Annotated in this window: 23 protein-coding genes and 1 tRNA gene; 4 read left to right on the top strand and 20 right to left on the bottom strand. The window is 66.8% G+C overall.

Translation table 11 applies throughout. The features are described 5' to 3' along the window. Window positions 1–66: 66 nt before the first annotated feature. From FK256_RS06270 to polA, 3 genes are all read right to left on the bottom strand, one after another. Window positions 67–1812 (bottom strand): hypothetical protein, encoded by a 1746-nt coding sequence (locus FK256_RS06270; RefSeq protein WP_141424115.1) that lies wholly within the window; start codon window positions 1810–1812, stop codon window positions 67–69. Between the two features lie 192 nt (window positions 1813–2004). Next, window positions 2005–3459 carry a 30S ribosomal protein S1 gene (gene rpsA / locus FK256_RS06265; protein WP_009232880.1) on the bottom strand — a complete coding sequence of 485 codons (1455 nt, stop codon included), beginning with the start codon at window positions 3457–3459 and terminating at the stop codon, window positions 2005–2007. Window positions 3460–3767: 308 nt separating this feature from the next. Next, window positions 3768–6599 (bottom strand): DNA polymerase I, encoded by a 2832-nt coding sequence (polA, locus tag FK256_RS06260; RefSeq protein ID WP_141424114.1) that lies wholly within the window; start codon window positions 6597–6599, stop codon window positions 3768–3770. Window positions 6600–6850: 251 nt separating this feature from the next. Here polA and FK256_RS06255 point away from each other — a divergent pair, with 251 nt between their 5' ends. Then, complete coding sequence (locus tag FK256_RS06255) at window positions 6851–7360, top strand: PaaI family thioesterase (protein WP_039893789.1); 510 nt, start codon at window positions 6851–6853, stop codon at window positions 7358–7360. A 19-nt stretch (window positions 7361–7379) separates the two neighbouring features. On the opposite strand, the gene FK256_RS06250 is transcribed toward FK256_RS06255, so the two are convergent. Beyond that, window positions 7380–7988, bottom strand: coding sequence for an ANTAR domain-containing response regulator (locus tag FK256_RS06250; RefSeq protein ID WP_141424112.1), 609 nt, complete (start codon window positions 7986–7988; stop codon window positions 7380–7382). 55 nt (window positions 7989–8043) lie between these two features. Here FK256_RS06250 and FK256_RS06245 point away from each other — a divergent pair. Together FK256_RS06245 and FK256_RS06240 are read left to right on the top strand one after the other, a co-directional pair. Beyond that, window positions 8044–8120: transfer RNA gene (locus FK256_RS06245), tRNA-Leu, on the top strand. A 55-nt stretch (window positions 8121–8175) separates the two neighbouring features. Further along, on the top strand, window positions 8176–8574 hold the full coding sequence (locus tag FK256_RS06240; RefSeq protein WP_141424110.1) for a cytidine deaminase family protein: 399 nt from the start codon (window positions 8176–8178) through the stop codon (window positions 8572–8574). A gap of 148 nt (window positions 8575–8722) precedes the next feature. Here FK256_RS06240 and pyk read toward each other — a convergent pair whose 3' ends face one another. The 16 genes from pyk to FK256_RS06160 all read right to left on the bottom strand — a co-directional run bounded on the left by pyk (window position 8723) and on the right by FK256_RS06160 (window position 25169). Beyond that, window positions 8723–10153, bottom strand: coding sequence for a pyruvate kinase (gene pyk / locus FK256_RS06235; protein WP_021606181.1), 1431 nt, complete (start codon window positions 10151–10153; stop codon window positions 8723–8725). A gap of 124 nt (window positions 10154–10277) precedes the next feature. Beyond that, the gene (gene lgt / locus FK256_RS06230) at window positions 10278–11249 is read right to left on the bottom strand and encodes a prolipoprotein diacylglyceryl transferase (RefSeq protein WP_244936204.1); all 972 of its coding nucleotides are present in this window, start codon (window positions 11247–11249) and stop codon (window positions 10278–10280) included. 36 nt (window positions 11250–11285) lie between these two features. Beyond that, window positions 11286–12110, bottom strand: a complete 825-nt coding sequence (locus FK256_RS06225) for an indole-3-glycerol phosphate synthase TrpC (protein WP_141424106.1) — start codon at window positions 12108–12110, stop codon at window positions 11286–11288. A 115-nt stretch (window positions 12111–12225) separates the two neighbouring features. Further along, window positions 12226–12588, bottom strand: coding sequence for a phosphoribosyl-AMP cyclohydrolase (gene hisI, locus FK256_RS06220; RefSeq protein WP_021606178.1), 363 nt, complete (start codon window positions 12586–12588; stop codon window positions 12226–12228). A 27-nt stretch (window positions 12589–12615) separates the two neighbouring features. After that, window positions 12616–13005 carry a DUF2752 domain-containing protein gene (locus FK256_RS06215; protein WP_141424149.1) on the bottom strand — a complete coding sequence of 130 codons (390 nt, stop codon included), beginning with the start codon at window positions 13003–13005 and terminating at the stop codon, window positions 12616–12618. Window positions 13006–13097: 92 nt separating this feature from the next. Next, window positions 13098–13679 carry a DUF4190 domain-containing protein gene (locus FK256_RS14570; RefSeq protein WP_244936202.1) on the bottom strand — a complete coding sequence of 194 codons (582 nt, stop codon included), beginning with the start codon at window positions 13677–13679 and terminating at the stop codon, window positions 13098–13100. 173 nt (window positions 13680–13852) lie between these two features. Next, entirely contained in the window at window positions 13853–14203 is a 351-nt protein-coding gene (locus tag FK256_RS06205; RefSeq protein WP_141424104.1) for a DUF4190 domain-containing protein, read from the bottom strand. A 109-nt stretch (window positions 14204–14312) separates the two neighbouring features. Next, the gene (gene hisF, locus FK256_RS06200; protein ID WP_009232868.1) at window positions 14313–15083 is read right to left on the bottom strand and encodes an imidazole glycerol phosphate synthase subunit HisF; all 771 of its coding nucleotides are present in this window, start codon (window positions 15081–15083) and stop codon (window positions 14313–14315) included. 66 nt (window positions 15084–15149) lie between these two features. After that, window positions 15150–16568: an FKBP-type peptidyl-prolyl cis-trans isomerase gene (locus FK256_RS06195; RefSeq protein WP_244936200.1), complete on the bottom strand. Its 1419-nt coding sequence runs from the start codon at window positions 16566–16568 to the stop codon at window positions 15150–15152. A gap of 47 nt (window positions 16569–16615) precedes the next feature. Next, a complete protein-coding gene (gene pafA / locus FK256_RS06190) occupies window positions 16616–18067 on the bottom strand; it encodes a Pup--protein ligase (protein WP_141424103.1) in 1452 nt (483 codons plus the stop codon). A gap of 2 nt (window positions 18068–18069) precedes the next feature. Continuing rightward, the gene (locus FK256_RS06185; RefSeq protein WP_039893754.1) at window positions 18070–18303 is read right to left on the bottom strand and encodes a ubiquitin-like protein Pup; all 234 of its coding nucleotides are present in this window, start codon (window positions 18301–18303) and stop codon (window positions 18070–18072) included. 57 nt (window positions 18304–18360) lie between these two features. Further along, window positions 18361–20016, bottom strand: coding sequence for a proteasome accessory factor PafA2 family protein (locus FK256_RS06180; RefSeq protein ID WP_141424101.1), 1656 nt, complete (start codon window positions 20014–20016; stop codon window positions 18361–18363). Continuing rightward, the gene (gene arc, locus FK256_RS06175) at window positions 20013–21731 is read right to left on the bottom strand and encodes a proteasome ATPase (RefSeq protein ID WP_141424100.1); all 1719 of its coding nucleotides are present in this window, start codon (window positions 21729–21731) and stop codon (window positions 20013–20015) included. The genes FK256_RS06180 and arc overlap by 4 nt, the downstream gene beginning before the upstream one ends. Then, entirely contained in the window at window positions 21724–22821 is a 1098-nt protein-coding gene (locus FK256_RS06170) for a tRNA (adenine-N1)-methyltransferase (RefSeq protein ID WP_141424098.1), read from the bottom strand. The genes arc and FK256_RS06170 overlap by 8 nt, the downstream gene beginning before the upstream one ends. A gap of 50 nt (window positions 22822–22871) precedes the next feature. Next, window positions 22872–23864 carry a S66 family peptidase gene (locus tag FK256_RS06165; protein ID WP_244936198.1) on the bottom strand — a complete coding sequence of 331 codons (993 nt, stop codon included), beginning with the start codon at window positions 23862–23864 and terminating at the stop codon, window positions 22872–22874. A 174-nt stretch (window positions 23865–24038) separates the two neighbouring features. Beyond that, complete coding sequence (locus FK256_RS06160; protein ID WP_034473240.1) at window positions 24039–25169, bottom strand: zinc metalloprotease; 1131 nt, start codon at window positions 25167–25169, stop codon at window positions 24039–24041. On the opposite strand from FK256_RS06160, the gene FK256_RS06155 reads away from it, so the two are divergent. Beyond that, the gene (locus FK256_RS06155) at window positions 25168–26244 is read left to right on the top strand and encodes a RecB family exonuclease (RefSeq protein ID WP_211343534.1); all 1077 of its coding nucleotides are present in this window, start codon (window positions 25168–25170) and stop codon (window positions 26242–26244) included. The genes FK256_RS06160 and FK256_RS06155 overlap by 2 nt on opposite strands. Window positions 26245–26266: the final 22 nt, after the last annotated feature.

The following is a 26266-nucleotide window of genomic DNA, read 5'->3' as shown; positions in this document are numbered from 1 at the left end:
CCGTGCCCCGCCTGACGAGGGCCAGCTCATTCCCGGCGCCCGTGGCGGCGAATGCGGCCGGGACGTTCAGACGGGCGCCGAGATGTCCTGGTCACCGGCCTTGATCGTCGTGGAAGAGCCCGGGCGCCTTCTCCCTCCTCGGCCCCGCCCGTAGGGCGCGATGCGCTCCTCGACCCGCGCCAGCGCCTCTGCCGCCCGGCGCGGGGGACGCACGCAACGGGAGACCTGGGTCGATGCCCGCGAAATGATCTCTCGGACGATCGGCGCTCGCGAGTTGTCCTCCTCGACCCCCTCAACCAGGACCTCCGCCAGTGCGGAGAGAACCTGCACCGCAATGAGAGGATCGCCGACGGCGTCGACAAGTATCCCGCAGCGCTCCCCTGGACGGTTCATCGGCCAGGTGGTCATCGCCTCCAGGCACTGCTGCCACGCGCGGCGGCTGGCGGCGTTGTCGCCGCGCGCCTGGGCGGCGTGCGACGCCAGGGCCAGTGCAGCGCAGGAAGTTTCCGTCCATCCCTGGCTCAGGCTCAGCTCCGCCGTGTCGAGGTGCTCCTTCTCCGCCCGCTCGTTGGCGCCCAGTGCTGCCAGGAGCCGGCCGAAGGCGAGGCGGAGATCGACGACCAGCTCCAGGGCGGAGTCGTCCACGACATCGGATAGCGAGGCGCTCACGGTCTCCGCCGTCGACATGGCTCGTTGACGTACCGACTCCATGCCGTAGCCGCGCGACAGGGTGAGCAGCTCGCGGACCTCCTTGAGCAGAGCTCCCTGGTTGCGCAGCCGGGAACGGTCGGCCGGGACGGCACTCGTCACCGTCCCATAGGATCTGCTGGCCAGACCCGCTGCCTCCGCAGCCATCCTCATCTCGATCCGGTACGAGACACCGTTGTTGCCGTTACGGGTATCGAATCGAACGGCAATGCCGCGAGCGAAGCTGGTGATGACGTCGTAGGCGTGGGCGACTGTGTCCCAAGCTGTCAGCTCCAGATCCCCCCAAGGGGTCTTCCAGGTCAACGAGGTGCCCAGGGCACGATTGCCGTAGTCGGCCCTGTTCGCCTCCCTCATGACGAGGGCCAGGCCGACGGCGGTGTTCATCAGTCGCCAGGCAGACGCCTCGGACGCGCCCTTCAAGTTGGTGTGGCGCATGAGCGCGATGGCTCGCTGCCACTGGGATGACAGGCCGAGGTACTCGAGCCTGTCGCCGAAAGACAGAAGCAAGGCTGCATCGGGCAGGTGGAGCTGGCTCAAGGAGGCGAATGCGTCCTCGGCCTCCACTAGTCGTTTGTGAGCCAGATAGGGAACCAGGACCGCACCCAGCCCCTGCGCGGTCTCCACCGGGTCGACGTCGACACGGTTCGGCGCTGCGGTTGTGGTGTTGATGACGCCGGAGTAGTCGTCGTGCATACGAGCGGTTGCCAGCACCGCACCGGTATCAGTCTTACCGAAGGAGAACAGTCTCGCCTCGCGGAGCTGTTCGAGAGCCTCGTCTCTTTGGCCGAGGACAGCGGAGAGCTCCACCCTCGCGTAGCGCAGCGGGAGCGTCGAGTAGCCGTGGGCCGCCCTGAGGTTCTGGCACAAGGAGATCGCCTGTTCCAGCTGTTCCTTGCTCGTATCCGGGTCCTGGCCCAGCTGGACCAGCCACGCCCGATCGACAGCGGACAGTGCCCGCACCACCTGATCAGGCGCCCCTTTCGGATCTGGCCCCCCGGGGGCGTCAGCCGCGATCGTCTTCCACAGGGCCGCAGTGCCAGCACGACTGGGGCAGACGGGGTCGACATCCTCCAGAGCACGGGCAATGTCGTCCCAACAGCTCATATCCGTCTCCATCGGTCGTCGCGTACGAATCGTCCTGCTCCGGGGAGCAGGGAGCATCAGCCCCGTTCCCAGCCTCGCACGGCGGCATTATCCGGGCGATGGGGAGAAGGCACCAGCACCTGAGGGTCTCCGCCTGCGGTGCAGGCGGAGACCCTCAAAGGATGCCACTGATCAGTGACGCAATACAGTTGCTCAGTTGCCGGTGAGCTTCTCGCGCAGGGCGGCCAGGGCCTCATCGGAGGCCAACGTGCCGGAGGCCTCCGACGGAGCCGAGGAGTAGGAGGCGTTGCCCGCGGGGGCCGCCGGCGCGCCGGACTCCTGCTCCTCCTCCAGAGCCTTGGCGACCTGAGCCTTGTGGGCCTCCCAACGGGCGTGAGCCGCCGCGTACTCGGCCTCCCAGGCCTCGCGCTGAGCGTCGTAGCCCTCGAGCCACTCGTTGGTCTCAGGGTCGAAGCCCTCGGGGTACTTGTAGTTACCCTGCTCGTCGTACTCGGCCGCCATGCCGTAGAGGCTGGGGTCGAAGTCCTCGGAGGCCGGGTCGACGCCCTCGTTGGCCTGCTTCAGCGACAGGGAGATACGGCGACGCTCCAGATCGATATCGATGACCTTGACGAAGACCTCGTCACCGACCTTGGCCACCTGCTCGGGCACCTCGACGTGACGCTGAGCCAGCTCGGAGATGTGGACCAGGCCCTCGATGCCGTCCTCGACACGAACGAAGGCTCCGAAGGGAACCAGCTTGGTGACCTTGCCGGGAACGACCTGACCGATGGCGTGGGTGCGGGCGAAGGCCTGCCACGGGTCCTCCTGGGTCGCCTTGAGCGACAGGGAGACACGCTCGCGATCGAAGTCGACGTCCAGGACCTCGACAGTCACCTCGTTGCCAACCTCGACGACCTCGGAGGGGTGGTCGATGTGCTTCCAGGACAGCTCGGAGACGTGGACCAGGCCGTCGACGCCGCCCAGATCCACGAAGGCACCGAAGTTGACGATGGAGGAAACGACACCGGAGCGGACCTGACCCTTCTGGAGGGTCTGGAGGAAGTTGGTACGGACCTCGGACTGGGTCTGCTCGAGCCAAGCGCGGCGGGAGAGGACTACGTTGTTGCGGTTCTTGTCCAGCTCGATGATCTTCGCCTCGAGCTCGCGGCCGACGTAGGGCTGGAGATCGCGTACACGACGCATCTCCACCAGGGAGGCCGGGAGGAAGCCACGCAGGCCGATATCCAGGATGAGACCACCCTTGACAACCTCGATGACGGAGCCGGTGACGACGCCGTCCTCCTCCTTGATGCGCTCGATGGTGCCCCAGGCGCGCTCGTACTGCGCGCGCTTCTTGCTCAGGAGCAGACGGCCCTCCTTGTCCTCCTTCTGCAGGACAAGAGCCTCGATTTCGTCTCCCACGGAGACGATCTCGTCGGGGTCGACGTCATGCTTGATGGACAGCTCGCGAGCGAGGATGACGCCTTCGGTCTTGTAGCCGATGTCGAGGAGGACCTCATCGCGGTCGACCTTGACAACAGTGCCCTCGACGATGTCGCCGTCATCGAAGTACTTGATGGTCTCGTCAACGGCGGCGAGGATCTCCTCGGTCGAGCCGATGTCGTTGACGGCGACCGGGGCGGGGCTGGGCGTAGTGGTTGTCATTGAGTGGATGCTCCGAATGCGGATAGTTGGATCGGGTTGATAGAAACCGCGCGCTCCCCATGATGGCGAACCGGCCCGGACCAATTCATCACCCTGGTTGGATTACTCTCATAGGAGACGCCCAGGAGCGCACGAGTGAACCTTAGCAGCACGTGACGAATCCGTAACTAGACGATCCTCAAGCATTATCCCGTAAGTACGTGCAATCGATCACGTCGTCTGACAACTGCGTATCGAAAGGGTGACGCGACGATCTCGTTCGCATATCAACGAGTTATTCAGGGCGGATCGACGACTCCGAGGAGGTTCTAGTGGGCGGCCTCGCGCCAGGTGCGCCCCCGCCCGACGGCGACGTCCAGGGGGACCGAGAGCTCGGCCGCCCCGCCCATCTGATCCTCGAGGAGAGCTTCGACGGATCCGGTTTCCCCGGGCGCGACCTCAACCAGGAGTTCGTCGTGGATCTGAAGGAGGATGCGGCTGGCGAGCCCCTGCTCATTGAGCACACGGTCGACGTCGATCATGGCCTTTTTGACGATGTCGGCCGCGCTGCCCTGGATGGGGGCGTTGAGGGCCGCCCGCTCGGCCATCTCACGACGCTGACGGTTGTCGCTGGTGAGGTCGGGCAGGTAGCGGCGACGGCCGAACATCGTCTGGGTGTAGCCATCGCGACGCGCCTGCTCCACCACGGACTCCAGATAGTCGTGAACCCGCCCGAACCTGGCGAAGTAGGCGTTTCTCAGGTCGGCGGCCTCGGCATTGTCGATGCCGAGCTGACGGGCGAGTCCGAAGGTGGACAGGCCGTAGGCCAGTCCGTAGCTCATGGCCTTGACGTGGCTGCGCTGCTGGGCGGTGACGTCGTCGACCTCGATGCCATGGACGAGGGCGGCGACGTAGCGGTGCAGGTCTTCTCCGCTGCGGAAGGCCTCGATCAGCGCGCGATCGCCGGACAGATGCGCCATGATGCGCATCTCGATCTGCGAGTAGTCCGCCGTCATAAGGCACTCGTAGCCATCGCCGACGGTGAATGCCTCGCGGATGCGCATTCCCTCCTCGTTGCGGGCCGGGATGTTCTGCAGGTTGGGATCGGTGGACGACAGGCGCCCCGTGGCGGCGATGGTCTGCTGGAAGGTGGTGTGGATGCGCCCGTCGGCCTGGGTCGCCTTGCGCAGTCCCTCAACCGTCTGCCGCAGCTTGATGGCGTCGCGGTGCTCGAGAAGGTGCTCCAGGAAGGGGTGGGAGGTCTTGGCGTAGAGCCCAGCCAGGGCATCGGCGTCCGTGGTGTAGCCGGTCTTGGTCTTGCGGGTCTTGGGCATCTTCAGCTCGTCGAACAGGACGGCCTGGAGCTGCTTGGGGCTGGAGAGGTTGAGCTCTCGCCCGGCGGCTGCGTAGGCGCCCTCGGCGGCGTGAGTCACGCGGGCATCGAGCTCGGTCTCGCGAGCCGCGAGTACGGCGTCGTCGACGGCGATACCCGCGTTCTCCATGACGGTGAGGCTCGCGGCCACGGGCATCTCCAGATCGGTGAACAGCCCCACGGCGTCGCGGGCCGCCATCTGCTCGTCGAGCACGGACTGCAGAGGGAGCAGGACGGCGGCCCGGCGAGCACTGGCCAGGTGGGCGACGGGCACGGCGTCAGAGGCGAGGGCCTCCAGGTCGAAGGCGCTCTGGGACTCGCTCCGGCCCTCGCGCGTGTCCGTCTTCTCCTCGCCGATGGCTGCAAGGTCGATTCCGAGCCAGCGCTGGGCGAGAGTGTCGACGTCGTAGCTGCGCTGCTCGGGCCGGCACAGATATCCTGCCAGTGACGGGTCTGCGACAACGCCGTCCAGCCTCAGTCCCCGGGCGGTCAGAGCGTGCCAGCTGCCCTTGGCGTCGGCGACCAGCTTGGGCCGGTCGACATCAGCCAGGACCCTGGCCAGGGCCGCCTCGTCTTCGGGCAGGATCTCGGCGAGATCGATCGCAACCGCATGGGCGCCGTCGGACAGCGAGACGAGCATGGCATCGCCCTCCACAGGCTTGAGGACTCCAACGACGTCGACTCCCAGCAGGCAGTGCCCGCCGGACGTCGACAGGCGGGCATCCAACCACTGGGACAGATTCCCCGCTGAAAGATCGTGACCGAGTGAGACGATCTCCAAGTCGTCCAGCGCCCCCAGAGACCCGGACTCCTGCCCTGCAGCGGCTTCCGCGTGATCGGAGGTATCGGTGAAGGTCAGGATGCGCAGTGCCCGCTGATGCAGAGTGCGGAACTCCAAAGCCTCGAAGACGCGCGCCAGGCAGGCGCGGTCGGCCCCCAAGACGCGTAGATCGATCCCGGGAGCGACCCCAAGGTCCAAGTCGGTGAGCAGACGGTTGAGACGGCGGTTGCGCAGCACGTCGTCGAGATGGTCGCGCAGGGACTGTCCGACCTTGCCCTTGATCTGGTCTGCGTGGGCGATGACTCCGTCGAGGCCGCCATAGAGGTTCAGCCACTTGGCCGCGGTCTTGGGGCCCACGCCCGGAACCCCGGGAAGGTTGTCGCTGCTCTCGCCGACCAGGGCGGCGAGCTCGGGGTAGCGCTCGGGCGTCACCCCGTAGCGTTCCTCGATCTTCTCCGGCGTCGTGCGACGCAGCTTCGAGACTCCCTTGACCGGGTAGAGCACGGTGCACTGATCGGTGACGGTCTGGAAGGAGTCCCGGTCTCCGGAGCAGATGAGGACCTCCATTCCCTCGCCCTGCGCCGAGGCGGCCACAGTGGCCAGAATGTCGTCCGCCTCGTAGCCCGGGGCCGTCAAGACCTTCACCCCCATAGCGTCCAGGACCTCCTGGATGAGCTCGACCTGTCCGATGAAGGGCTGGGGAGCCTCGTCACGGGTTCCTTTGTATTCGGGGTACTCCTCGGAGCGGAAGGTGCCGCCCGGCAGGTCGAAGGCGACCGCGACGTGCGTGGGTCGCTCGTTCTCCAGCAGCGAGAGGAACATGGAGACGAAGCCGTGGACGGCATTAGTGGACTGACCGGTCGACGTCGTGAACTTGTCCACCGGTAGCGCGTAGAACGCGCGGAAGGCCATGGAGTGACCGTCGACAAGAAGAAGGCGTCCGGGAACCGGGTCCGAGGGGTTCTGAGGTGTTGGGCTCGTCGCAGGGCTGGTCGCGGTGGTGCTCACCGTGCCAGCCTAGGCCCATGAGCCCTCAACAGTCCGACTCGCCCCTCTCTGCCGCATCCGGAGGAGAGCCCTTCGACTCCCAGGCTTTTCCCGGCTCTTCGGCCCCTCCCGCGTCCTCCACACCTCTTGTCCCCTCCGGTTCGTTGAAGTCCAACGGGCCTGATGATTCCGTTTCCGCCGAGTCCCCGGCGGAAACGGCCGGGTCCGCCGACTCCTCCAACTCGCCTGCGATCGTGGGCCCACTAGGACCCGTGGGCCGTGTCACTGCGGCCTCCTACTCCGGGGCGAGTGCGGCGGCCGTAGCCTTTCCGGACCCAGCCCGGCGCCCGTACCCGGATCCTCGTCCCGCCGGCTCGGCCGTCTCCGCCTCCTCCGCACTGCACGCGGTGCTGGAGGACAGCGAGGAGGGGACACTCATGGAGACGCTCGGGATGGAGGTCGTCACCCGCGACGCGGACAGGACCGAGGTTCGGATGCCCATCGAGGGAGCTCGCCAGGTCGTAGGGATACTTCACGGCGGCGCCACTGCTGCGCTCATCGAAACGGCCGCCTCCGTAGCAGCGCGTGCGGCGGCCGACGGCACAATCCCGGTCGGGGCGGAGCTAACGGTCAGCCATCTGCGATCCGTGACCCGGGGCTGGGTGAAGGCCACGGCCATCCCCCTGCACCGCGGACGTCGTACCGTGGTCTACCAGGTAACGGTGACTGACGAGGACGAGCGGACAATCGCTGTGGGGACGCTTCGCAGCCTGCTCACCTGATGCACCGGGACGGACGCATTCAGTCCTTCTTGGCGGCACCGACCTGCTCGATAACGGCGTCGGCCACCTCACGCATGGTCAGGCGCCGGTTCATGGAGGTCTTCTGCAGCCATCGGAAGGCCTCCGGCTCGCTCAATCCCATACGCTCCATGAGCAGGCCCTTGGCCCGGTCAACGCGCTTGCGGGTCTCGAAGCGGTCGGTAAGGTCAGAAATCTCACTCTCCAGCGAGAGGATCTCCTCATGTCGAGACATGGCGACCTCGAGTGCCGGAATGAGGTCCGCCGGAGTGAAGGGCTTGACTACGTAGGCCATGGCGCCAGCGGCGCTGGCCCGTTCCACGAGCTCGGTCTGTGAGAAGGCCGTCAGCATGACGACGGCGCAGTTGTGCTTCTCAAGAATCCTCTCCGCCGCCGTGATGCCGTCGGTGACCGGCATCTTGACGTCGAGAACGCACAGGTCAGGGGCGTGCTCATCCGCCAGGCGGACGGCTTCCTCCCCATCTGCGGCCTCGGCGACGATCTCATATCCTGCGTCAGTGAGGGTCTCGACGATGTCGAGTCGGATGAGGGTCTCGTCCTCAGCGACGAGCACCCGGCGGGACCTGGTGGTGCTGAACTCATTGCTCACGGCTGTGATCCTAGTATGATCTCGCTGATGGCGCCCCCCGCAGAGCGGGCGGCGTGCCTCCGTAGCCCAATTGGCAGAGGCATCCGACTCAAAATCGGAGTGTTGTGGGTTCGAATCCCACCGGAGGTACCAGCAAGCCCTTACCCGACCCCACCCCAGGACAGACCGGGTCAGATGGAGAACACCTTTGAGCACAACGTGGGTCTCACTGTACGAAGCGGCCAAGGCTGTTCAGCATCCTCGTAACGTGTCCTCTTATATCGAGGCGGGCGGTGTCGCCGCTGCAGTGGAGTCGTCCTCCGGAAGAATCTATACGGGAGTCTGCGTGGATACGGCCTGCACACTGGGAATCTGTGCCGAGCGCAACGCGATACTCAACATGATCACCAACGGTGAGGACACGATTCGGCGTGTTCTGACCATCATGCGTGATGGCTGTACCGGTCCGCCTTGTGGAGCGTGTCGGGAAATGATGACGCAGCTGATGCCGAGCAAGTTCGGCGCTATCGAGGTGATGATCGACTACGCCGCGGGGAAGACGATGACTCTTGCCGACCTGACTCCCCAGTGGTGGCTACGGCGATGAAGCTGTGACCGGGAAACCCCGCCTGGCGGATCCCTTGTCCCACCGATTCCTCAGTGGGAAGCAGGTGCCGGAACAGCGTCGTCCTGAACCGGGGCGAGGGGTCTCCCGGCGATAGGCGGGAGACCCCTCGACAGATCGGGGCCGGCGCTCAGGCCTTGTAGTCGACCGTTTCGCCGACCGTGTGAACACGGATCGAGTTGGTGGAGCCCGGGGTGCCCGGAGGCATACCGGCCACGATGACGACGGTGTCGCCCGGCTGCGCCAGATGCTTGTCCTGGAGGATCTCGTCGACCTGCGCCACCATCTCATCGGTGTGCTGAACCTCGGGGACCTCGTAGCACTGCACGCCCCAGGAGACTGCGAGCTGATTGCGCGTCTCATGCAGCGGCGTGAAGGCCAGCAGGGGCAGGGGCGAGCGCAGGCGCGACAGTCGCCTGGCCGTGTCACCGGACTGGGTGAAGGTCACCAGGTAAGTAACGTCCAGATGCTCCCCCATCTCGGCAGCAGCACGGGTCAGTGCCCCACCGCGCGTCTGCGGGTAGGAACCCAGGCCGGGAATACGCTCGCCACCGTGCTCTTCGACGTTCTCGATGATGCTGGCCATGGTACGCACGGCCTCGATGGGGTAGGCGCCCACGGAGGTCTCTCCGGAGAGCATGACGGCATCGGCGCCGTCGAGAATCGCGTTGGCGCAGTCCGACGCCTCAGCGCGGGTGGGGCGTGGGTTCTGGATCATGGACTCCAGCACCTGGGTGGCCACGATGACCGGCTTGGCTTGACGCCGGGCCAGCTCGATGGCGCGCTTCTGCACCAGGGGGACGGCCTCGAGCGGCATCTCCACACCGAGGTCACCGCGGGCCACCATGATGCCGTCGAAGGTGGAGACGATGTCGAAGAGGTTCTCCACCGCCTGAGGCTTCTCGATCTTGGCGATCACCGGGATGCGTACGCCCACCTCGTCCATGATCTCGTGGACGTCCTTGATGTCGTCGGCGTCGCGCACGAAGGACAGGGCGATGAGATCCGCCCCGATCTTGAGTGCCCAGCGCAGGTCCTCACGGTCCTTCTCGCTGAGGGCTGGAACGGAGACGGCGACGCCGGGCAAGTTGATGCCCTTGTTATTGGAGACGTATCCGGGAACCTCGACCTTGGTGACGACGTCGGTGTCCGTAACGGCCATGACGCGCACGGCGACGTTACCGTCGTCGATGAGGAGCCGATCGCCGGGGCGGCAGTCGCCGGGCAGTCCTTTGAAGGTGGTGGAGGCGCGCTTGACGGTACCGAGTACGTCGTCGATAGTGATCGTGAACTCGTCGCCCTTGTTGAGCATCACCTTCTGGTCGTCGACGAAACGGCCCAGGCGGATCTTGGGGCCCTGGAGGTCGACCAGGATGGCGACGGCTCGGCCGGAGGCGGCTGCGGCCTCACGAATTCGGGCGATGACCTCCTCCTGGTCCTCGGCGCGGCCGTGGGAGCGGTTGATGCGCGCGACGTTCATGCCGGCGTCCACGAGCGCTTGCACCTGCTCGGGAGAATCGGTGGCGGGTCCGAGGGTACATACGATCTTGGCTCTACGCATGGGCTTAGGATACGGGACACTGGGCCTCGCGCACGAGGAGGAATCCCGGCGCTTGTCAGGTTGCGACGATCCTCACCCGCATCGACCTCGGGTTCAGCGGGCGCCGAGCACCTGAACGGCGGGCTCAGGCACCTGCGTGGGAGGCCGTCGTCTCAGCGTCAGTCCCGGGCGGCGAGGCCTCTTCGGAGGGCTGATCAGCCGAGGCCTCTTCGGACGACGAGTCCTCTCCCGAGGAGTCCTCCTCCGGCCCTCCCCCCGGTCTCTCGATGGCATCGCTGAGAGGGCGCCGCGAGGTGATGGCCAGTCCGACGGCGCCGACGAGGAAGACGACGACGGAGGTCCACACATTCAGCCGCAGGCCGAGAATCGTCTCGGCTTCGTCGATGCGCAGCATCTCGATCCACCCCCGACCGGCCGTGTAGATCATGAGGTAGACCCACATGAGCCTGCCTCCGGTGGCATCGTGGCGGGCCAGCATCCTTCTTCCGATCCACACCAGAAGGGCCGCCCCGGCAAGGTTCCACAGGGCCTCATAGAGGAAGGTCGGGTGGAACAGGGTTCCGGGCGGATAGCTGGATCCGGGCGGCAGGTGAGCGTCGTCGATCCGCAGTCCCCAGGGAAGGGTCGTCGGGGCGCCGTAGAGCTCCTGGTTAAACCAGTTGCCCAGCCGGCCGATCGCCTGGGCCACCAGCAGCGCCGGGGCCACGGCGTCGGCCAGTGGAGCGACGCGCAGACCGCGATGGCGCATGACAAGCACGCTGGCCAGAACACCGCCCGCGACGCCGCCCCAGATCCCCAATCCCCCCAACCAGGTCTGCGGGATGCGGGACAGGTCCCCGTTCGGACCGAAGTAGTCGTCGGGCGAGGACAGGACGTGGTAGAGCCGGGCACCCACGATTCCGGACGGAACCGCCACGATAGCGATGTCGAGGACGATCTCCGGCCGGCCCCCTCTGGCCCGGTATCGCCGGTCGGACCACCACACGGCCACGAAAACGCCGGTGAGAATGCACAGCGCGTAGGCCCGGATCGGGATGGGACCGATGTGCCAGACACCTGACGAAGGGCTCGGCAGACCGGCAGACGTCTCTGACATCGCGGATACCATGGTGGAAAGCGTAGTAACGGGCACTCAGAGGACCTCTCGGTGGGCGGAGGGAATCAGTGCCGGGTGGGCACCGGCGGCAACCAGCTCAGCAACGAACTGCTGAGGATCGGTGGAACGGATGATGGCCTCGCCGACGAGGACGACATCGGCTCCGCAACGGGCGAAACTCATGACGTCATGGGGACCCCGCACTCCCCCGGCGGCGATACGGACGACCTGAGCCGGCAGGACGTCGGTGACTTGATCGAACAGGCCGCAGTCGACGGCCAGGGTATCGGGGTCCCGTGTGTCGATAGCGACGATGCGGGCGCCGGCCTCGACTGCGATCAGGGCATCGCGTCGAGTGCGGGCCTTCACAACGGCGCTCATCCCCAGGGAGTGGACCCTTTCAATGAGACCTTCGAGCACTAGGGTCTCAAGGCGGGCATCGAGCATGAGCAGGTCGGCGCCGTGAGCCCGGGCCTCGTGCACCTGGTAGGGGGTGACCACGAGGTCGTTGGCGAGGACGGGCAGATCCACGGCGGCCCTGACGGCATCCAGATCCTTCAGGGAACCGCGGGTGCTGCTCGGGCCGGTCACCACCGAGACGCTGGCGGCGCCACCTGCGGCGTAGAAGCAGGCCAGCATTCCGGGATCGCCGACGCCGCTGAGGTCCGCGAAAGTGGCGGTGGATCGCTTGACCTCCGCGATGACCGTAACCGCCCGGTCGTCGGTACGCAGGCTTGGCAGGGCGCTGATGGCTCCGGGGACCAGGCGCGAGGACTCTCGCAGGCGAGCCAATGGGACGCGCGAAGCCCGGCGGTCGGCAGCCGCCCTGGCGTCGGCCGCCATCGCCTCGAACGAGGTCATCACGCACCTCCTCGATCTCACCCGCGGGCGCTCCTGGAGGGCGCCTGTCCGTATCCATCGTGACGGCCTGAGGCCGTCTGTTGCAAATCGTTGAGCGGCGTTCACCGCGGAGAGTTCAGTCGGGCCGCTTACCTGGCCGTGCCCCCAGGTCGCCCCCGGCCAGGAAGCAGCTGCGCTCGCCGGTGTGGCAGGCGGCTCCGACCTGATCAACCTCCACCAGAAGGGCGTCTCCGTCGCAGTCCAAGTGGACGGCCCTGACGTACTGCGCGTGCCCGGAGGTGTCTCCCTTGCGCCAATACTCACGCCGAGATCGCGACCAGAAGGTCACGCGCCCCTCGGTCAAGGTACGTCGGAGCGCCTCGTCGTCCATCCAGCCCACCATGAGAACCTCACGCGAGTCGTACTGCTGGACGACGGCGCACACCAGACCATCGGCGTTGCGCTTGAGACGTGCGGAGATGCCTGAATCGAGAGTCACGACTGCATTATGCACATCAGGCCCCCATCACCCCGGAGGTCCGAGCAGCGGCCCGAGGTAGACCCACATTCCGGGCAGATTGCGCACTACGGCGAAGGCGGCACAGACCGCGCCAAGAAGGATGCCTTCTCTGCCCGTGATGAACTGCCGGCGCCAGCCTCGAGACGAGGCGAGCAGCCAGCGCACCACCAGGAGGACCACCACCATCTCCACGACGAGGGCGAAGGGGTTGTAGCCCAGTGCTCCCCACAAGTCGCCCCGGATGAGCTCCCGAGTCGCCCTCGTACCACCGCACAAAGGGCACCACAACCCGGTGAGCCGATGGAGGGGGCAGAGGTCCGGAAACCCCGAGGAACCGCGAGGCAGCGTCAACGCCCGCAGGAAGATGAGGCCGCCCGGCACCGAGGAGAGGGCCATGAGAAGCCCCAGCCCGACCCGACTGCCCAGAGCAGCACGTGTACCGCCCCGATAGATGCTCTTAGCCATGTCCTGTCGACCAGCCTCCAGATCTACACTGTACTGAGGTACAAAATGAGGAAACTTGTTATGTAGATGACACTGATCGCCGTCCCTATGCTTCCCAGAATCATCCCGGCTATTGACATCCCTTTATTAGTGGAACGCCCTTCATCGGCAGCACGCATCCCCTTAAAACCTACGATGATCGCAGGGACTCCAAGTAGCGCACCAAAATAGCAGAACAGAAATACACTGGCAATACCGAGCCCGAGCGCCCACCCGCCCAGCGCATTGGCCTCATAGCGGCGCGGATTGTAGGCCCCACCCCAGTACGAGCCCTGACCATAGGGCGTGTAAGGCCCATAAGGAGCCTGCGGATAGGGGTGCTGCTGACTGTAGGGCTGACCGTACATCTGCGGAGCCGCCCCCGGGTAGGGAATACCCTGACTCCCGGGTGACGCCAGGTACGGGTCGGACCAACCACTCAAGTAATCGGCGCTGTAATATCCGGCCTGGCCACCAGGCAAGCCTGTTCCATCAGGGAAAGGATACCCTTGAGCAGACAGATAATCCTGGCCGCCAGCACTTCCCTGCCGATAAGGATCCGCTTGATAAGGGATCATGTCGCTCATTATTCCTCCCAAAGAGCGAAGTACACCAAGCAGACTACATGACCGAGCGCATCAAGTCGCAAGGAGGGCATCCCATCCCCATGGGGACCACACCCCATCGACCTCATCCGAACAGCATCCCACTGCATAGGACCGGCCCGAAGCTCATACGGCAAGGCGTATGGAACAACTCACTATGTCCAGTAGGACTCGAATATATCCTCAATGTCCTGGTAAAAACCGGAGGAGAAGACGATGATTGTCAGCATAATCGCGATCACACCCATGACGATGCCGATAATGGACATTCCCTTGTTGGTAGCACGCCCCTCGTTCGCCGCCAGCACCCCGAGGAACCCCAAAATGATCGCGGGGATAGCAGCGAGAAGGCCAATACCGCAGAAGACGCTGGCCATACCCAGGCCAAGAGCCCAGCCGCCAAACGCATTCTTCTCGTTGGGCCGGTGGCCGAACCCACCTCCGGGGCCGTAGCCACCGGATTGCTGGTTGTACGGGCCGCTGGGGTAGGCGCCCATGTAGCTCATGACTATTCTCCATACTGGTAGTGATTGATGAACAATGGAGATAGGTGTTGAACGTATATCCAGGTTCATCGTTCTGCTAGGAAGGCTCTTCTTCTCGTCCTCCATGCAATCAACGCACCGGGTGGCCTGCGTTTCGTAGGGCTTCTTTCGCCTCAGCGATGGTCATCGTTCCGTAATGGAAGACCGAGGCGGCCAGAACGGCGTCGGCGCCGTGGCCGGCCGCGATCGCGAAGTCCTCGGGGCGCCCGGCGCCACCGGAGGCGATGAGCGGGACTCGGACCTGCTCGCGGACGGCGTCGATCATCTCGGTGTCGAAGCCCCCCGTGACGCCGTCGGCGTCCATGGAGTTCAGAAGGATCTCTCCGGCCCCGAGCTGCGCTCCCCGGACCGCCCAGTCCACGGCGTCGATACCGGTTGAGGTGCGTCCTCCGTGGGTGGTGACCTCATAACCCGAGGCGGTTGTGACACCGGGCGGGCACCGCCGCGCATCCACCGATAGGACGACCACCTGATTGCCGAAGCGCTGCGCCACCTCCGCCAGCAGCTCGGGACGGGTGATGGCGGCGGTGTTGATGCCGACCTTGTCCGCGCCCGCACGCAGAAGCTGGTCCACGTCTCCGACAGAACGCACTCCCCCACCGACGGTCAGCGGGACGAACACCTGCTCCGCGGTGCGGGACACCACGTCCAGCATGGTGGAGCGTCCTTCATGCGATGCCGACACGTCCAGGAAGGTGATTTCGTCGGCCCCCTGGGCGTCGTAGCGCGCGGCCAGCTCCACCGGATCTCCGGCATCCTTGAGGCCTTGGAAGTTCACGCCTTTGACGACGCGACCGTCCTTGACGTCCAGACAGGGAATAATACGGATGGCAACGCTCATGAATGATCCTGGGTGGTGGGGCGAGGAGATGCTGAGGACTGGGGCGACGGTTTGCGCACCACTCGATTATCCCGCAGATGATTCGGAGTCATTGTCAATGGCTAGGACGTCAATGACCACGACGACGGGTTCAGTCCCCTTCGCCTGCTCCGCCGGCAGGGAGAGCACCACTCGCGAGCCGACCGTGATGTCGACCAGGTTCTGGGAGACGCCCACCAATGCATCACTCATATCGATGCGCTTGGGCAGATTCTGGTAGCCGAAGGTCGATTCCCCCAAGGCCTGGCCAGTGGCCCAGCTGACCATTGTGCGGCGGACGATAACCTTGTCCTGGGAACCTATCTGAGGCCCGGTGCCCTTGATGAGGATCGCTGTGGCGGCGCGGGTGGGCACCGGTAGGCCGGCACTGCTGACGGTGATGGAGCCGTCCGCCCCCTCTGTAACGGCGGGCGTGCCGGGGGCGGGCTCCTTCGTCTCCCCGGTCGCTGTGGTGGGCAGGATGTCGACAATGGTGATCTCAGCCGTACTCGAGTCCTCGGAGGGAGCGCGAAGAACGACGCGAGTCCCCTCGCGCTGGCCTGAAACCGCTGCGTTGATGTAGTCCCCCGCAGCGGGGCTCAGCATGTTCCGCCACAGCTTGTAGCCGTCGGCGTTGCCGGTCGTATTGCGCCCATCGAGGCCGGAGAACTGGGAGACCTGAAGAATCACCGGCGAGCCCTCCGAGACCACACGCCCATGACCAGTCTCGACGACGTCGGTCAGGACGGAGCTGGGAGCAGACAGGGAGGCCTCGTTGGCCAGTGCGATGGAGGGGGCCGAACCCGAGCCGAGTCGTCCGCTGATCGTCAGCAGCTGATTCAAGGGGGCGTTCCCGTCCAGCACGGTCTGTTGGGCAACGGGGCTGGCATCCGGGCCGTACCTGCCGGTGACGAACTTGTCGACGGCCAGAGGTACCAGGATCATCGCGAGGATGACAATACCGATCAGAGCGACGGCCAGGGGCCCCCTGGGCATGCTGCCCAGCGGACCGCGCAGGGTACGCCGCGGCGGCGTCGTCTCCGGAGCGTTCCTCTCGTCGAGCAGGCCTCCACCCGGATGCTCCAGATCGTCATCCTGGTCGTCTCGAAGCTCTCCCGGGAGGACGGCGCGGTGATCATCACCTTGGCGATCGGCGGTCGGCCTCATGGATGCCGGTCTGTCTTCAACAGGTCGCCAGGGCCGAGAGCTGTCCTGTGAGGGAACGGCGGAACGCCCCCGGGTCTCGGGCCGAGCCTCTGACTCGACGGTCGACAGCGCCGGTGCGCCGGCGGATGGTGCGCTGGAGGATCGGGGCTCTTCCGGTGGTTGGGAGATCGCCGGCAAATCCTCGGTGTATGCGTCCTGCCGCTCCTGCTGAGCCATCTCCTGAGCGCGCTCGAGCGCCCGGCGCTGACGCCGGGTCAGAGGCGCGTCCGCGCCGGAATCTGGTGTGGAGGTAGTACTCATATTGCGTCTTCCGTCGGTCGCCTCACCGATACCGTGAACGTTGCCGCTCACACCCCGGCGGGGAGTTCGGTTGCCGAGTGCTCCATGCTCTCCAGCAGCGCGTCAATGTGCTCATCTGCAGCGCAGAAGGGATCACTCAGGGTAACAGTGGACGAGGCGCCATCGTCGAGTCGAATGCCCACCCAGTCAACAGTCAGGTCGCGGCGCAGGTCTTCAGCCCTGGCGACGACCGCGCCGCGCAGGCGCGCACGCGTTGTGGCGGGCGGGGTGTTCATCGCGCATCGACAGGCCTCGTCGCCGACGAAGCGACGCAGCATGCCAGTGCTCTCCAGACGTTGGCGCAGTCCCTGATCGGATGAGACGTCATGGTAGGCCAGGGCCAGCCGGGTCACTCTCGGGTCGGTCAGGTCGGTGTCGTGCTTGTGGCAGTAACGGGTCACCAGCTGGAGCTTGGCTGCCCAGTCGAGCTCGGTCGCCACGCGCTGGGGCTCCTGGAGACGGACGGCCTCCAGTCCCCGCTCCCACAGGTCCAGTGCGGCGGCATGCAGCTCAGTCACCTCGATCCCGCCTGCGATGTGGTTGCGCAGCCGTTCGAGGTGTTCGCCCTGCATCTCCAGCGGCGTGATGGTACGGCCGTCGACGCGGTCCAGGAGCACTCCGGCACTCAGGTCACTGCAGGTGTCCCGGATGGCCCTCATGGGGTCGGCCAGAGCCAGGTCGCTCAGGTCTCCCCCGCTTTCCAAATAGTCCAGGAGAAGGTCCATGGCCGCCACCTTGAGCAGAGTGGATCCCTGGGCGATGTTGGAATCCCCGACGATGACGTGCATGCGCCGGTAGCGCTCGGCGTCGGCATGCGGCTCATCACGAGTATTGATCAGCGGTCTGGCGCGGGTCGTCGCAGAGGAGACGGCGTCCCACATCTGGTCCGCCCGTTGGGAGAAGACATACCCCGAGCGACTGGGGCCCGTGGAACGGGCCGCGGGCTGGAGCCCGCCGTCTCCCGTAATGTGGCCGGCGCCGACGAGGATCTGCCGCGTCACCAGGTGGGGTACGAGGGTGCGTGCATCGTTCCAGAAGTCGCCGCGACGGCGCACGAGGTAGTTCTCGTGGCAGCCGAAGCCATTGCCCTGGGCGTCGCGGTTGTTCTTCAGCAGGTGGATTCGCCCGGGAACACCTGCGGCGGCGAGCCGGACGTTGGCCTGCTGGGCCAGGTCGGCCACGACCAGCTCACCGGCGCGGTCCTGGGCGAGCAGGTCCTCAAGACGATCGCACTCGGCGGTGGCGAACTCCGGGTGGGAGCCCACATCCAGGTAGAGACGAGCACCGCCGCGGGTGAAGACGTTCGAGGAGCGTGAGCGCTGAACCACCGGGTCGAAGAGCTCGCGGGCGGCGTGGTCGGCGTCCAGGGGAGGCGGGCCGTCTCCGGTGGGGGCGCAGGTGATGCCGTACTCGGTCTCCACTCCGATGATGCGGCGTGCCGGGGGCCGTAGGCCACTCATGCTCACTGGCCGCCCTTCTGGACGAAGCCCTGGACGAAGGCTGCGGCATTGGTCTCGATGACCGAGTCGATCTCGTCCAGGATGCTGTCGACGTCTGCGGTCTGGGCGTCTGAGATGCTCCGGGCCGACGCCATCGGGACTCCGGTACCGGCCTGCTCCTCAGTGTCCTCAGCGGCGGACTCGACGCCGGCGCGACGAACCTGCCCGTGGGACTGATCGGCGTATTGCGGCGTCATGTGGTGCTCCTTCACTCGTCCTCTCGGACAACGTGTCGCCGGTGGGCGCTGTGGGGTTCAGTCTCTCTCAGGTGCCGCCCGACGACCAATTTCCTCCAGGATAGTCACTGTCTCATCCGCACCGACGGCGACATCGTCGGGCAGACGCAGGCGCAGCAGCTCGGGGTGGCCGGGGACATCGAGAACAAGGCAGGTCCAGGAGGCGCCCACGATCTGCGGGTAACGGTTGATGGCAGTTCCGCGGATGGCGGCGCGCGTGCCCTCCGGAGGCGCATCAGCGGCGCGCTGGACTTCGGACTCGGTGACGAGTCGGTGGATCCGGCCGGCAGCCTCGAGCTTGTCGACGACGGAGCGCCCCGGGCGCAGATCGGCCCACTGGATGTCGAGAGCAGCCAGGCGAGGATCATCCCATCCGGTACCCGACCGGTGACGCAGCCCCTCGCACAGTTCGTACTTGGCGACCCACTCCACCAGGTGGGCCGCCGGCCCCGATCCATCGCGACTCCACTGCTCCAGGGCGCCGAGGCTCTGTTGCCACAGGCTCAGAGCGCGCTGCGCCTCGGGGTCGGCACTGCGTCTCACGGCCGGGGCTATGGCGTCGAGGTAGGTGCGTTGAACGGCCAGAGCGCTCATGGGCCCGTTCCGTGTGGGCAGCTCGTAGGCGAGGGTGGGATCGTGCGAGACGGCCCAGTGAGCCTCGACGGGGTCGCCGGTGATCACCACCCGGTTGAGGTCTGTCAGGGCGTCCCTGAGCGCGCCGGTGCCGTCGTGGTGCGCCTGTTCCAGGAACCACAAGATCAGGTCAGTGGTGGCGACCTTGAGGTAGATGGGGACGTCGAAGCGGTTGGCGTCGCCGTTGATGACGTGCAGGCGGCGCCAGCGCGCACCGTCCGCGTGGGGCTCGTCGCGGGTATTGATGATGGGGCGGTTGAAAGTGGTCTGCAGGCCGATCTCAGACTCGACGTAGTCGGCTCGCTGACTGATCTGGAAACCGGGCCGCTGGCTGTGCTGTCCGAGGCCGACTCTTCCGGCCCCGGCCAGGACGGGGCGGGTGACCAGGAAGGGGGTGAGGACCGCGGCCAGCTCCTCGAAGGGCACATCGCGCCGCACGAGGTAGTTCTCGTGAGATCCGTAGGACGCCCCCTTGCCGTCGACATTGTTCTTGTACAGGACGATCCCCTCTGGTGCGCCGGCGCTGCCACCACCGTCGCTCAGAGCCGTCATAGCGCGCCGGGCAACCACCTCCCCGGCCCGGTCCCAGACCAGGGCGTCGCGCGGGGTAAGGACCTCCGGTGAAGAGTACTCGGGGTGGGCGTGGTCCACATAGAGCCTGGCACCGTTAACGAGAACCGCCGTCGTCGCACGGGGAAGTGCCGCCTCGGCGGCGCTGGGGCGGGCGCGTGAGCCCCAAGGGGCGGGCGGCGGGTCCGCTTCACCCCCTGACGGCGCCAGGCGCGTGGGATCGTCGGTGAGCTGGCTGGGGTGGGCGACGGAGCGCTGAAGCCTACCGCCGCGCAGGTCGGCCAGGGGGTCTTCGCCCTCATAGTCCCAGCGCACGCTGGGAACGTCGGCGCAAGCGCAGTAGGCCTCCACGACCTGACTGGAGAGGATGACGGGATTGGCGTACGGATCGCCCGGACGCAGCACCCCGAACTCGGTCTCCAGGCCGACGGGACGCGTCACCGGCCCCGGTTGAAAGCCGATGTCGTTCATGCGCTCTCCTCCTTCCCGAGTCTGCGCACGCTGCGGATCTCCGAGGCACGGGCGCCGATGAGCCGAGCCCACCCCTCGGGTGTGGTGGCGCCGGTGATCTCCTCGTTCTGCCGGGCCTCGGTCTCGACGGCGGAGCGGAGCCTGTCCGCGCTCAGTCCCCCTTCTCCCCCGGCGAGCTCGTCCTTGATGGAGGCGGTCTTGGCGCGGGAGACGATAGCGGCCAGCATGGCGCCGCTGACCAGATCAGCCAGGTGGAGAGTGCGACTGACGGTGGCGTTCGCGGCCGCGCGCGCCTCGGTAATCTCCAGAACGGCGGTGGTCTCGTTGCGGACGTAGAGCGCCTCGACGACGACTCGGCGCAGAAACGCGGCCGTGGCCCCACGGTCTCCCCCATGAGCCGCGAGCTCAACAGGAGCCAGAGGCAGGTCGGCGGTGAGATGACGGGCGAGAATCTCCTCAGCCCCAGACGCATCGGGCCGGTTGATACGGATCTTCAGATCCAGGCGCCCGGAACGCAGGATGGCAGGGTCGATCATGTCCTCACGGTTGGAGGCGCCGATGATGACGACGTTGCGCAGGGACTCCACACCGTCGATCTCCGCCAGGACCTGCGGCACGATCATGGTCTCGACGTCGGAGGACACACCGGTGCCGCGGGTGCGGAAGAGCGCCTCCATCTCATCGAAGAAGATGACCACCGGTCGGTCCTCGGCAGCGGCCTTGCGGGCCTGATCGAAGATGGCGCGGATCTGGCGCTCGGTCTCGCCAACGAACTTGCTCAGCAGCTCAGGGCCCTTGATATTGAGGAACGCGGCCGAGCGGCTCCTCGTAGCGGAACCACTTCCGGAGCCGGCCAGTGAAGTGGCGACGGCCTTGGCGATGAGGGTCTTGCCGCAGCCCGGCGGACCGTAGAGCAGCAGTCCCTTGGGGGCACGCAGCCCGTAGGCCTGGAAAAGGTCCGGGTGGGTGAAGGGAAGCTCGAGAGCGTCGCGGATCTGCTCGATCTGCGGCCCCAGTCCCCCGATATCCGCCCAGGAGACGTCGGGGGTCTCGGCAACGACGAGCTGCTCGACGCTGGTGCGCTCAATGAGGGCCGTGGCGATATCGGCGCGCAGGTCGGCGGCCAGGGTGTCACCGGGCTTGAGCCCCTCTCCGGTCCCGGCGACGCGGCGTAGTGAGGAGGACAGGGTGAGGACCCTTGTGCCTCCCCCGCCGGTGGTCACCAGGACACGGGCGTTGTCAAGAGTTTCCTCGAGGGTGACGGCCTCACCGGTCTGGGGCTCGGGGAGGGTGGCGACGACGAGCATCTGGTCGTTGACGGCCACGAGCCGTCCGACCTGGAGGTCGGCATCGTCCACGCCGGGATGGACGTGCAGGAGCATCTGGCGGCCGGAGAGGCTCACAGCGACCTCGCGCTCCTGGGAGGTCCCGTCCCCTGCCTGTCCGGAGTCCCCGGAACCCCTTGAACTGCTTGTACTGGGAAGGCCAGTGAGCAGGCCCAGGGTCACCGGGGGCCGGGTGACGGCGTCGAGCTGCTGGCCCAGCTCGGTGATGCGCTCGCGGGCGGTGCCCAGGGCGGCGACGAGGCGCTCGTTCTTGGAGGCCAGGCTGACGGCCTGGGCACGGGCCTCGCGCAGCTGATGGCTGGTGAAGTCCTTGGCGGGCATGCCCAGCGGCTGCACCGTGTCGGCGCCGGTTGCAGACGGATCAGGCATGATCGCCGTCCTGGGAGTAGTCGGCGGTCCCGCGGCGGACGACGGTGGCGTCGGCGGGCTGCTTGGCCCGGCAGTCGCGCAGGACGCGACGGACCTTCTTGTCGGTGCTGGTGCGTTCCTTGACGTCGTCGGGCAGCCAGTAGCCGCCCTCGTCGTAGGCGCCGCGGGCGGGCGGGCGTTTGCGGGTCAGGGGCCGGGAACCGGCAGCCAGGCGCCGGGCGGTCAGGAGGAAGCCGGTGTGCGCCACCATGCGGTGGTCTGGGCGCACGGCCAGCCCGTCGACGTTCCAGGTGCGGACCATGGACTCCCAAGACTCGGGCTCGGTGAACAGTCCGCTGTGGCGCAGGGCCTCCACGGTACGCGAGAGCTGGGTGACGGTGGCGACGTAGGCCAGGAAGAGCCCGCCTGGGGCCAGGGCCGAGGAGGCGGCCTCGACGTTCTCCCAGGGGGCGAGCATGTCTAGGACCACCCGGTCGATGCTGCCCGATTCCACCCGGGCGGCGACGACGTCGGCGAAGTCCCCGGTGCGCAGCTCCCAGGCTGGGTGGTGGCGGCCGAACCAGGCATCCACGTTGGAGGCGGCGATCTGGGCGAAATCCTCGCGGCGCTCGATGGACAGCAGGTGGCCGCTCTCCCCGATGGCAGAGAGCAGGTTCATGGTCAGCGCGCCCGAGCCAACCCCGGCCTCCAGGACACGGGCGCCGGGGAAGATGTCGCCCATAGCGATGACCTGTCCGGAGTCCTTGGGGTAGACCACCTGTGCGCCACGGGGCATGGACAGCACGTAGTCGGCCAGGAGCGGGCGCAGCAGAAGCAGCTCGTGGCCCGTGTCGGTCTCGATGACACTGCCCTCGTCCATGCCGACGACGTCTCGATGGTGGAAAGAGCCGCGCACGGACTGGAAGTAGCCGTGGGGGTCGAGCAGGAAGGTGTTCTTACGGCCCTTGGTGTCGGTGACTTGGATGCGCTCGCCGTAGCGGAAGGGCCCGCGACGGCCTGCCTGCCCCAGGATCTCCTGGGGGTCGGGGCGTCGGGAGGGCAGTTGGGCTGCGGGGACATCAGGCTCTGGGGCGGGCTCGTATTGGCTCATCACCGGGGAGTCTAGTGAGTTGACGGAGATGAGCCACTCACGCAGGCCGGTCAGGTGTAGTCGGCCCAGACCTTCCGAACGGCTCCGTCCACGGTGACCTCGCCGCCGAAGGGCAGGATCCACTGGGGGCGGGTGTGTCCGAAGGGGATTCCGCAGCAGATGACGGCCTGCGGGTTGTAGCCGGTGACGGTTTCGATAACCATGTCGTCGCGCTCGGTACGCATCGCCTCCCGCGTCTGCTGTTCCCCGTGTGAGCCGAGTACGTCGACCGGGGACCGGGCGAAGAGAACCGCCGCGGCGGCCGCGAGGATGCCGCACTCCCCCAGGACCCGCAGCATGCGGAAGGCCGACCTGGTGGGGATAACTTCCTCGGAGAGCTCGATCAGAAGCACCGCGCCCTCGAGGTCGGCTGGCTCCAGATCACTCCGTCCTGCGGCCAGGACGTCGTGGAGCACCTCCAGGCATCCGCCCCAGGTGGGGCCGGTGACGCTCACGCCGGGGCCCGCCCACCGCCAGCCGGTGGTGGGCTCACGGCGTCCAAAGTTCGTCAGCGCCGTGGGGTCCTGCCAGTCCAGGCCGAAGTCCTCCGATGTGCCGGGGTCGGTGATCTCCAACCGGTCCCCGGTGATGAGTGCGGCCCGCAGGGAGGCCTCGTGCTCGGGATCGACTCGAGGACCGGGTCCGATGTGGACCTGCGTGGAGCCGCCGTAGAAGCTTCGCATGCCGCAGGCGGTCAGGAAGTGGTGAAGGTGGGTGTTGTCCGAGTATCCGATGAAGGGTTTGGGGTGGTTCGCAATGGTCTCGGCGTCGAGATGAGGGATGACGATGATCTGGTCATCCCCTCCGATCGTGGCAAGGATAGCCCTGATCGTCTCGTCGGTGAAGGCCTCCATGATGTCCGCGGCCCGCTCCCGCGCGGTTGCGCCGAGCCGGCGGGTTGTCGGTAGCTCCACGGGAACCAGGCCAGTGAGGGACTCCAGCCGGGCCAGTGCCTGTTCGTGGATGGCGGGAGCAATCCCTGGCGCGGCAAAGGACGGGGACACGATGGCAATGCGGTCACCGTGACTCGCCTTAGGCGGGGAAAGCAATGGAACCTTCATCTTTGAAGGCTACACCTGACCGAAGCGGCCGTCACATGACGCGAGGCTCCTGGAGCAGCAGGGCTCCCCCCCTCCTGAGCTGACCGGACAGCTGGTCGCTTCAGTTGCCGGTGTCCCTCAGCGCGCGCCGGTGGGAACGGCTCCGCTCAGGGTCCCTGAGTCCACCAGCACCAGCCAGCGCGACACCTCTCGGGCTCGTTTCATGGCGTCGGCGGCCGCCTGGCCAGTCAGCTCAGTCGTCACCGCCGCTGCCGGCAGCACCGTGCAGACCTGGCCCGCGGTCACGCCGGCGACGGAAGGGGAATCCGTCGTATCTGCCGCGCCGCCCAGCCCGACCTCGTCGAGACAGGCCGCGTCGATCGCACCCACGAGCTCGGTCCCGTCTATCACCAAGACGAGGGCGGTCCCGCCTGCGAGCGCCTTGCGTACCTGAGACAGGGGCGTATCGGGTCCGACGACGCGCACGGGCCGGGCCAGCTCGCGAAGGTCCAGCTTAGAAGCGGCCCGGGCACCTCCTCCGAGCTCGAGGACCTGCCAGCTGGAGGCCACGATCGACCATCCCACCATGACGACCAGGATGAGATTGAAGGCGTCGGGCTGGCGGCCCTGCAACAGAAGCGGGCGCAGAATCCACCACCACACGACGGCGCCGACCACGACGAGTCCTCCCCAGCCGGCCGCTTTGAGGCCGAGCCGGCGATTACCGGTCATCTGGACGACGAGCGCGGCCAGGGCGTAGCCGCCATCGAGGGGAAGCCCCGGCAGAGCGTTGAAAATGGCCAGGGCCAGGTTGACCAGCGTCACTGCCCACACGGTGAAGGCCACGGGAACCGAGAGGCGCGCGGAGTCCTGCACCAGCGTCCCGATGAGCCAGATGAGCAGGTTGGTGGCAGGGCCGGACAGGGAGGTGGCCAGATCCTTCCACGCGGTCCACTCGCGTGCCGGCCCGAACGAGGTACGGCCTCCCCACAGGTAGAGCTCGTAGCGGGTGGGGCGCCGTCCCATGAGGGTGCCGGTCAGCCCGTGGGCCAGCTCGTGCAGGAGGACCGAGCCGGCGACACCCAGGACCGTGGCGACCACGACGGCCAGCACGGTCGTGGTTCCGAATACCCCGAGGGCGGAGGAGACCAACGGGTACCAGCTTCCGGCAATGAGCAGTCCGAGCAGGAGGGAGGTCGGCGCGATGACGACGGGAGCGCCACCGATACGGGCGATCACCCATTCGCCGGTCGATGAGGAGGCAGGCATGGGCGCGAGCCTAACGCCGTCGGGGACGGCTCGCCGCATCGGCTCGGAGGCCACAGCCGATTCCCGTACCGACCGCGGCGCGCGCTGTGGAGCAGCCACCTTCATCTCCGGCGTCCTGTCACCTCCTCGCGGTAGCGTCACCCCCATGTCCAGCGAGCCGCACACCGTCACCACCTCGCCCGCCCAGGCCCATGTCAGGCCCACCGGCCCGGGTTCCGTCGGCAGCCTGGGGCGCGGTTCCATAGAGCGGCGCCGCGCGGCGCTGTCCCCTTCCCGGGCGAAAGACTTCATGCAGTGCCCGCTCATGTTCCGACTGCGCACAGTCGACCGTCTCCCCGAGCCCGGTTCCCTGGCCACGCACAAGGGGACGGTTGTCCACGGCGTGCTGGAGCGTCTCTACGACCTGCCGGCCTCCGATCGCCGCCCCGAGACGGCTCTTGATCTACTGCCCAGCCAGTGGGAGTCCCATCGGGAGAAGAACCCGGAGGTCATGGAGTTGTTCGAGGACTCCGCCGGGGTGGAGAGCTGGTTGGATGAGGCTCGTGGGCTCATCCGCACCTACTTCACCTTGGAGAACCCTCAGCGCCTGGAGCCCGCCGAGCGAGAGCTCTTCGTCCAGACCGAGACCGGTGATGGCCTGCTCCTGAGGGGCTTCGTCGACCGCCTGGACGTGGCCCCCGATGGCGCCATGCGCGTGGTCGACTACAAGACCGGTCGCAGCCCGGGCACGCGCTTCATGGAGGAGGCGCTGTTCCAGATGCGTTTCTACGCCCTGGTCCTGTGGCGCCTGCGCGGGCGGGCGCCGGCCCGGCTCCAGCTGGTCTACCTCAAGGATGGACGCGTTCTGACCCACGATCCTCGCTTGGCGGAGCTGGAGCGAACCGAGACCCGCCTGGCCCACCTGTGGGACGAGGTCGAAGACTGCGCCCGCTCCGGGGAGTTCCGTCCACGCCGTTCCCGGCTGTGCGACTGGTGCGCGTTCCAGGAACAGTGCCCGCTCTTCGGCGGTACCACGCCGCAGATACCCGACGACGGAGTCACCCGCCTCCTGAGTGCCCGCCGTACTGTCGCCTGATCTCAGCCACCGTTCAGCAATT

This window comes from Actinomyces johnsonii (genome assembly GCF_006546835.1).
Classification (GTDB): domain Bacteria; phylum Actinomycetota; class Actinomycetes; order Actinomycetales; family Actinomycetaceae; genus Actinomyces; species Actinomyces johnsonii.
The sequence above is the reverse complement of the archived record's forward strand: the minus strand, read 5'-3'. Positions and strand labels throughout refer to the sequence as shown.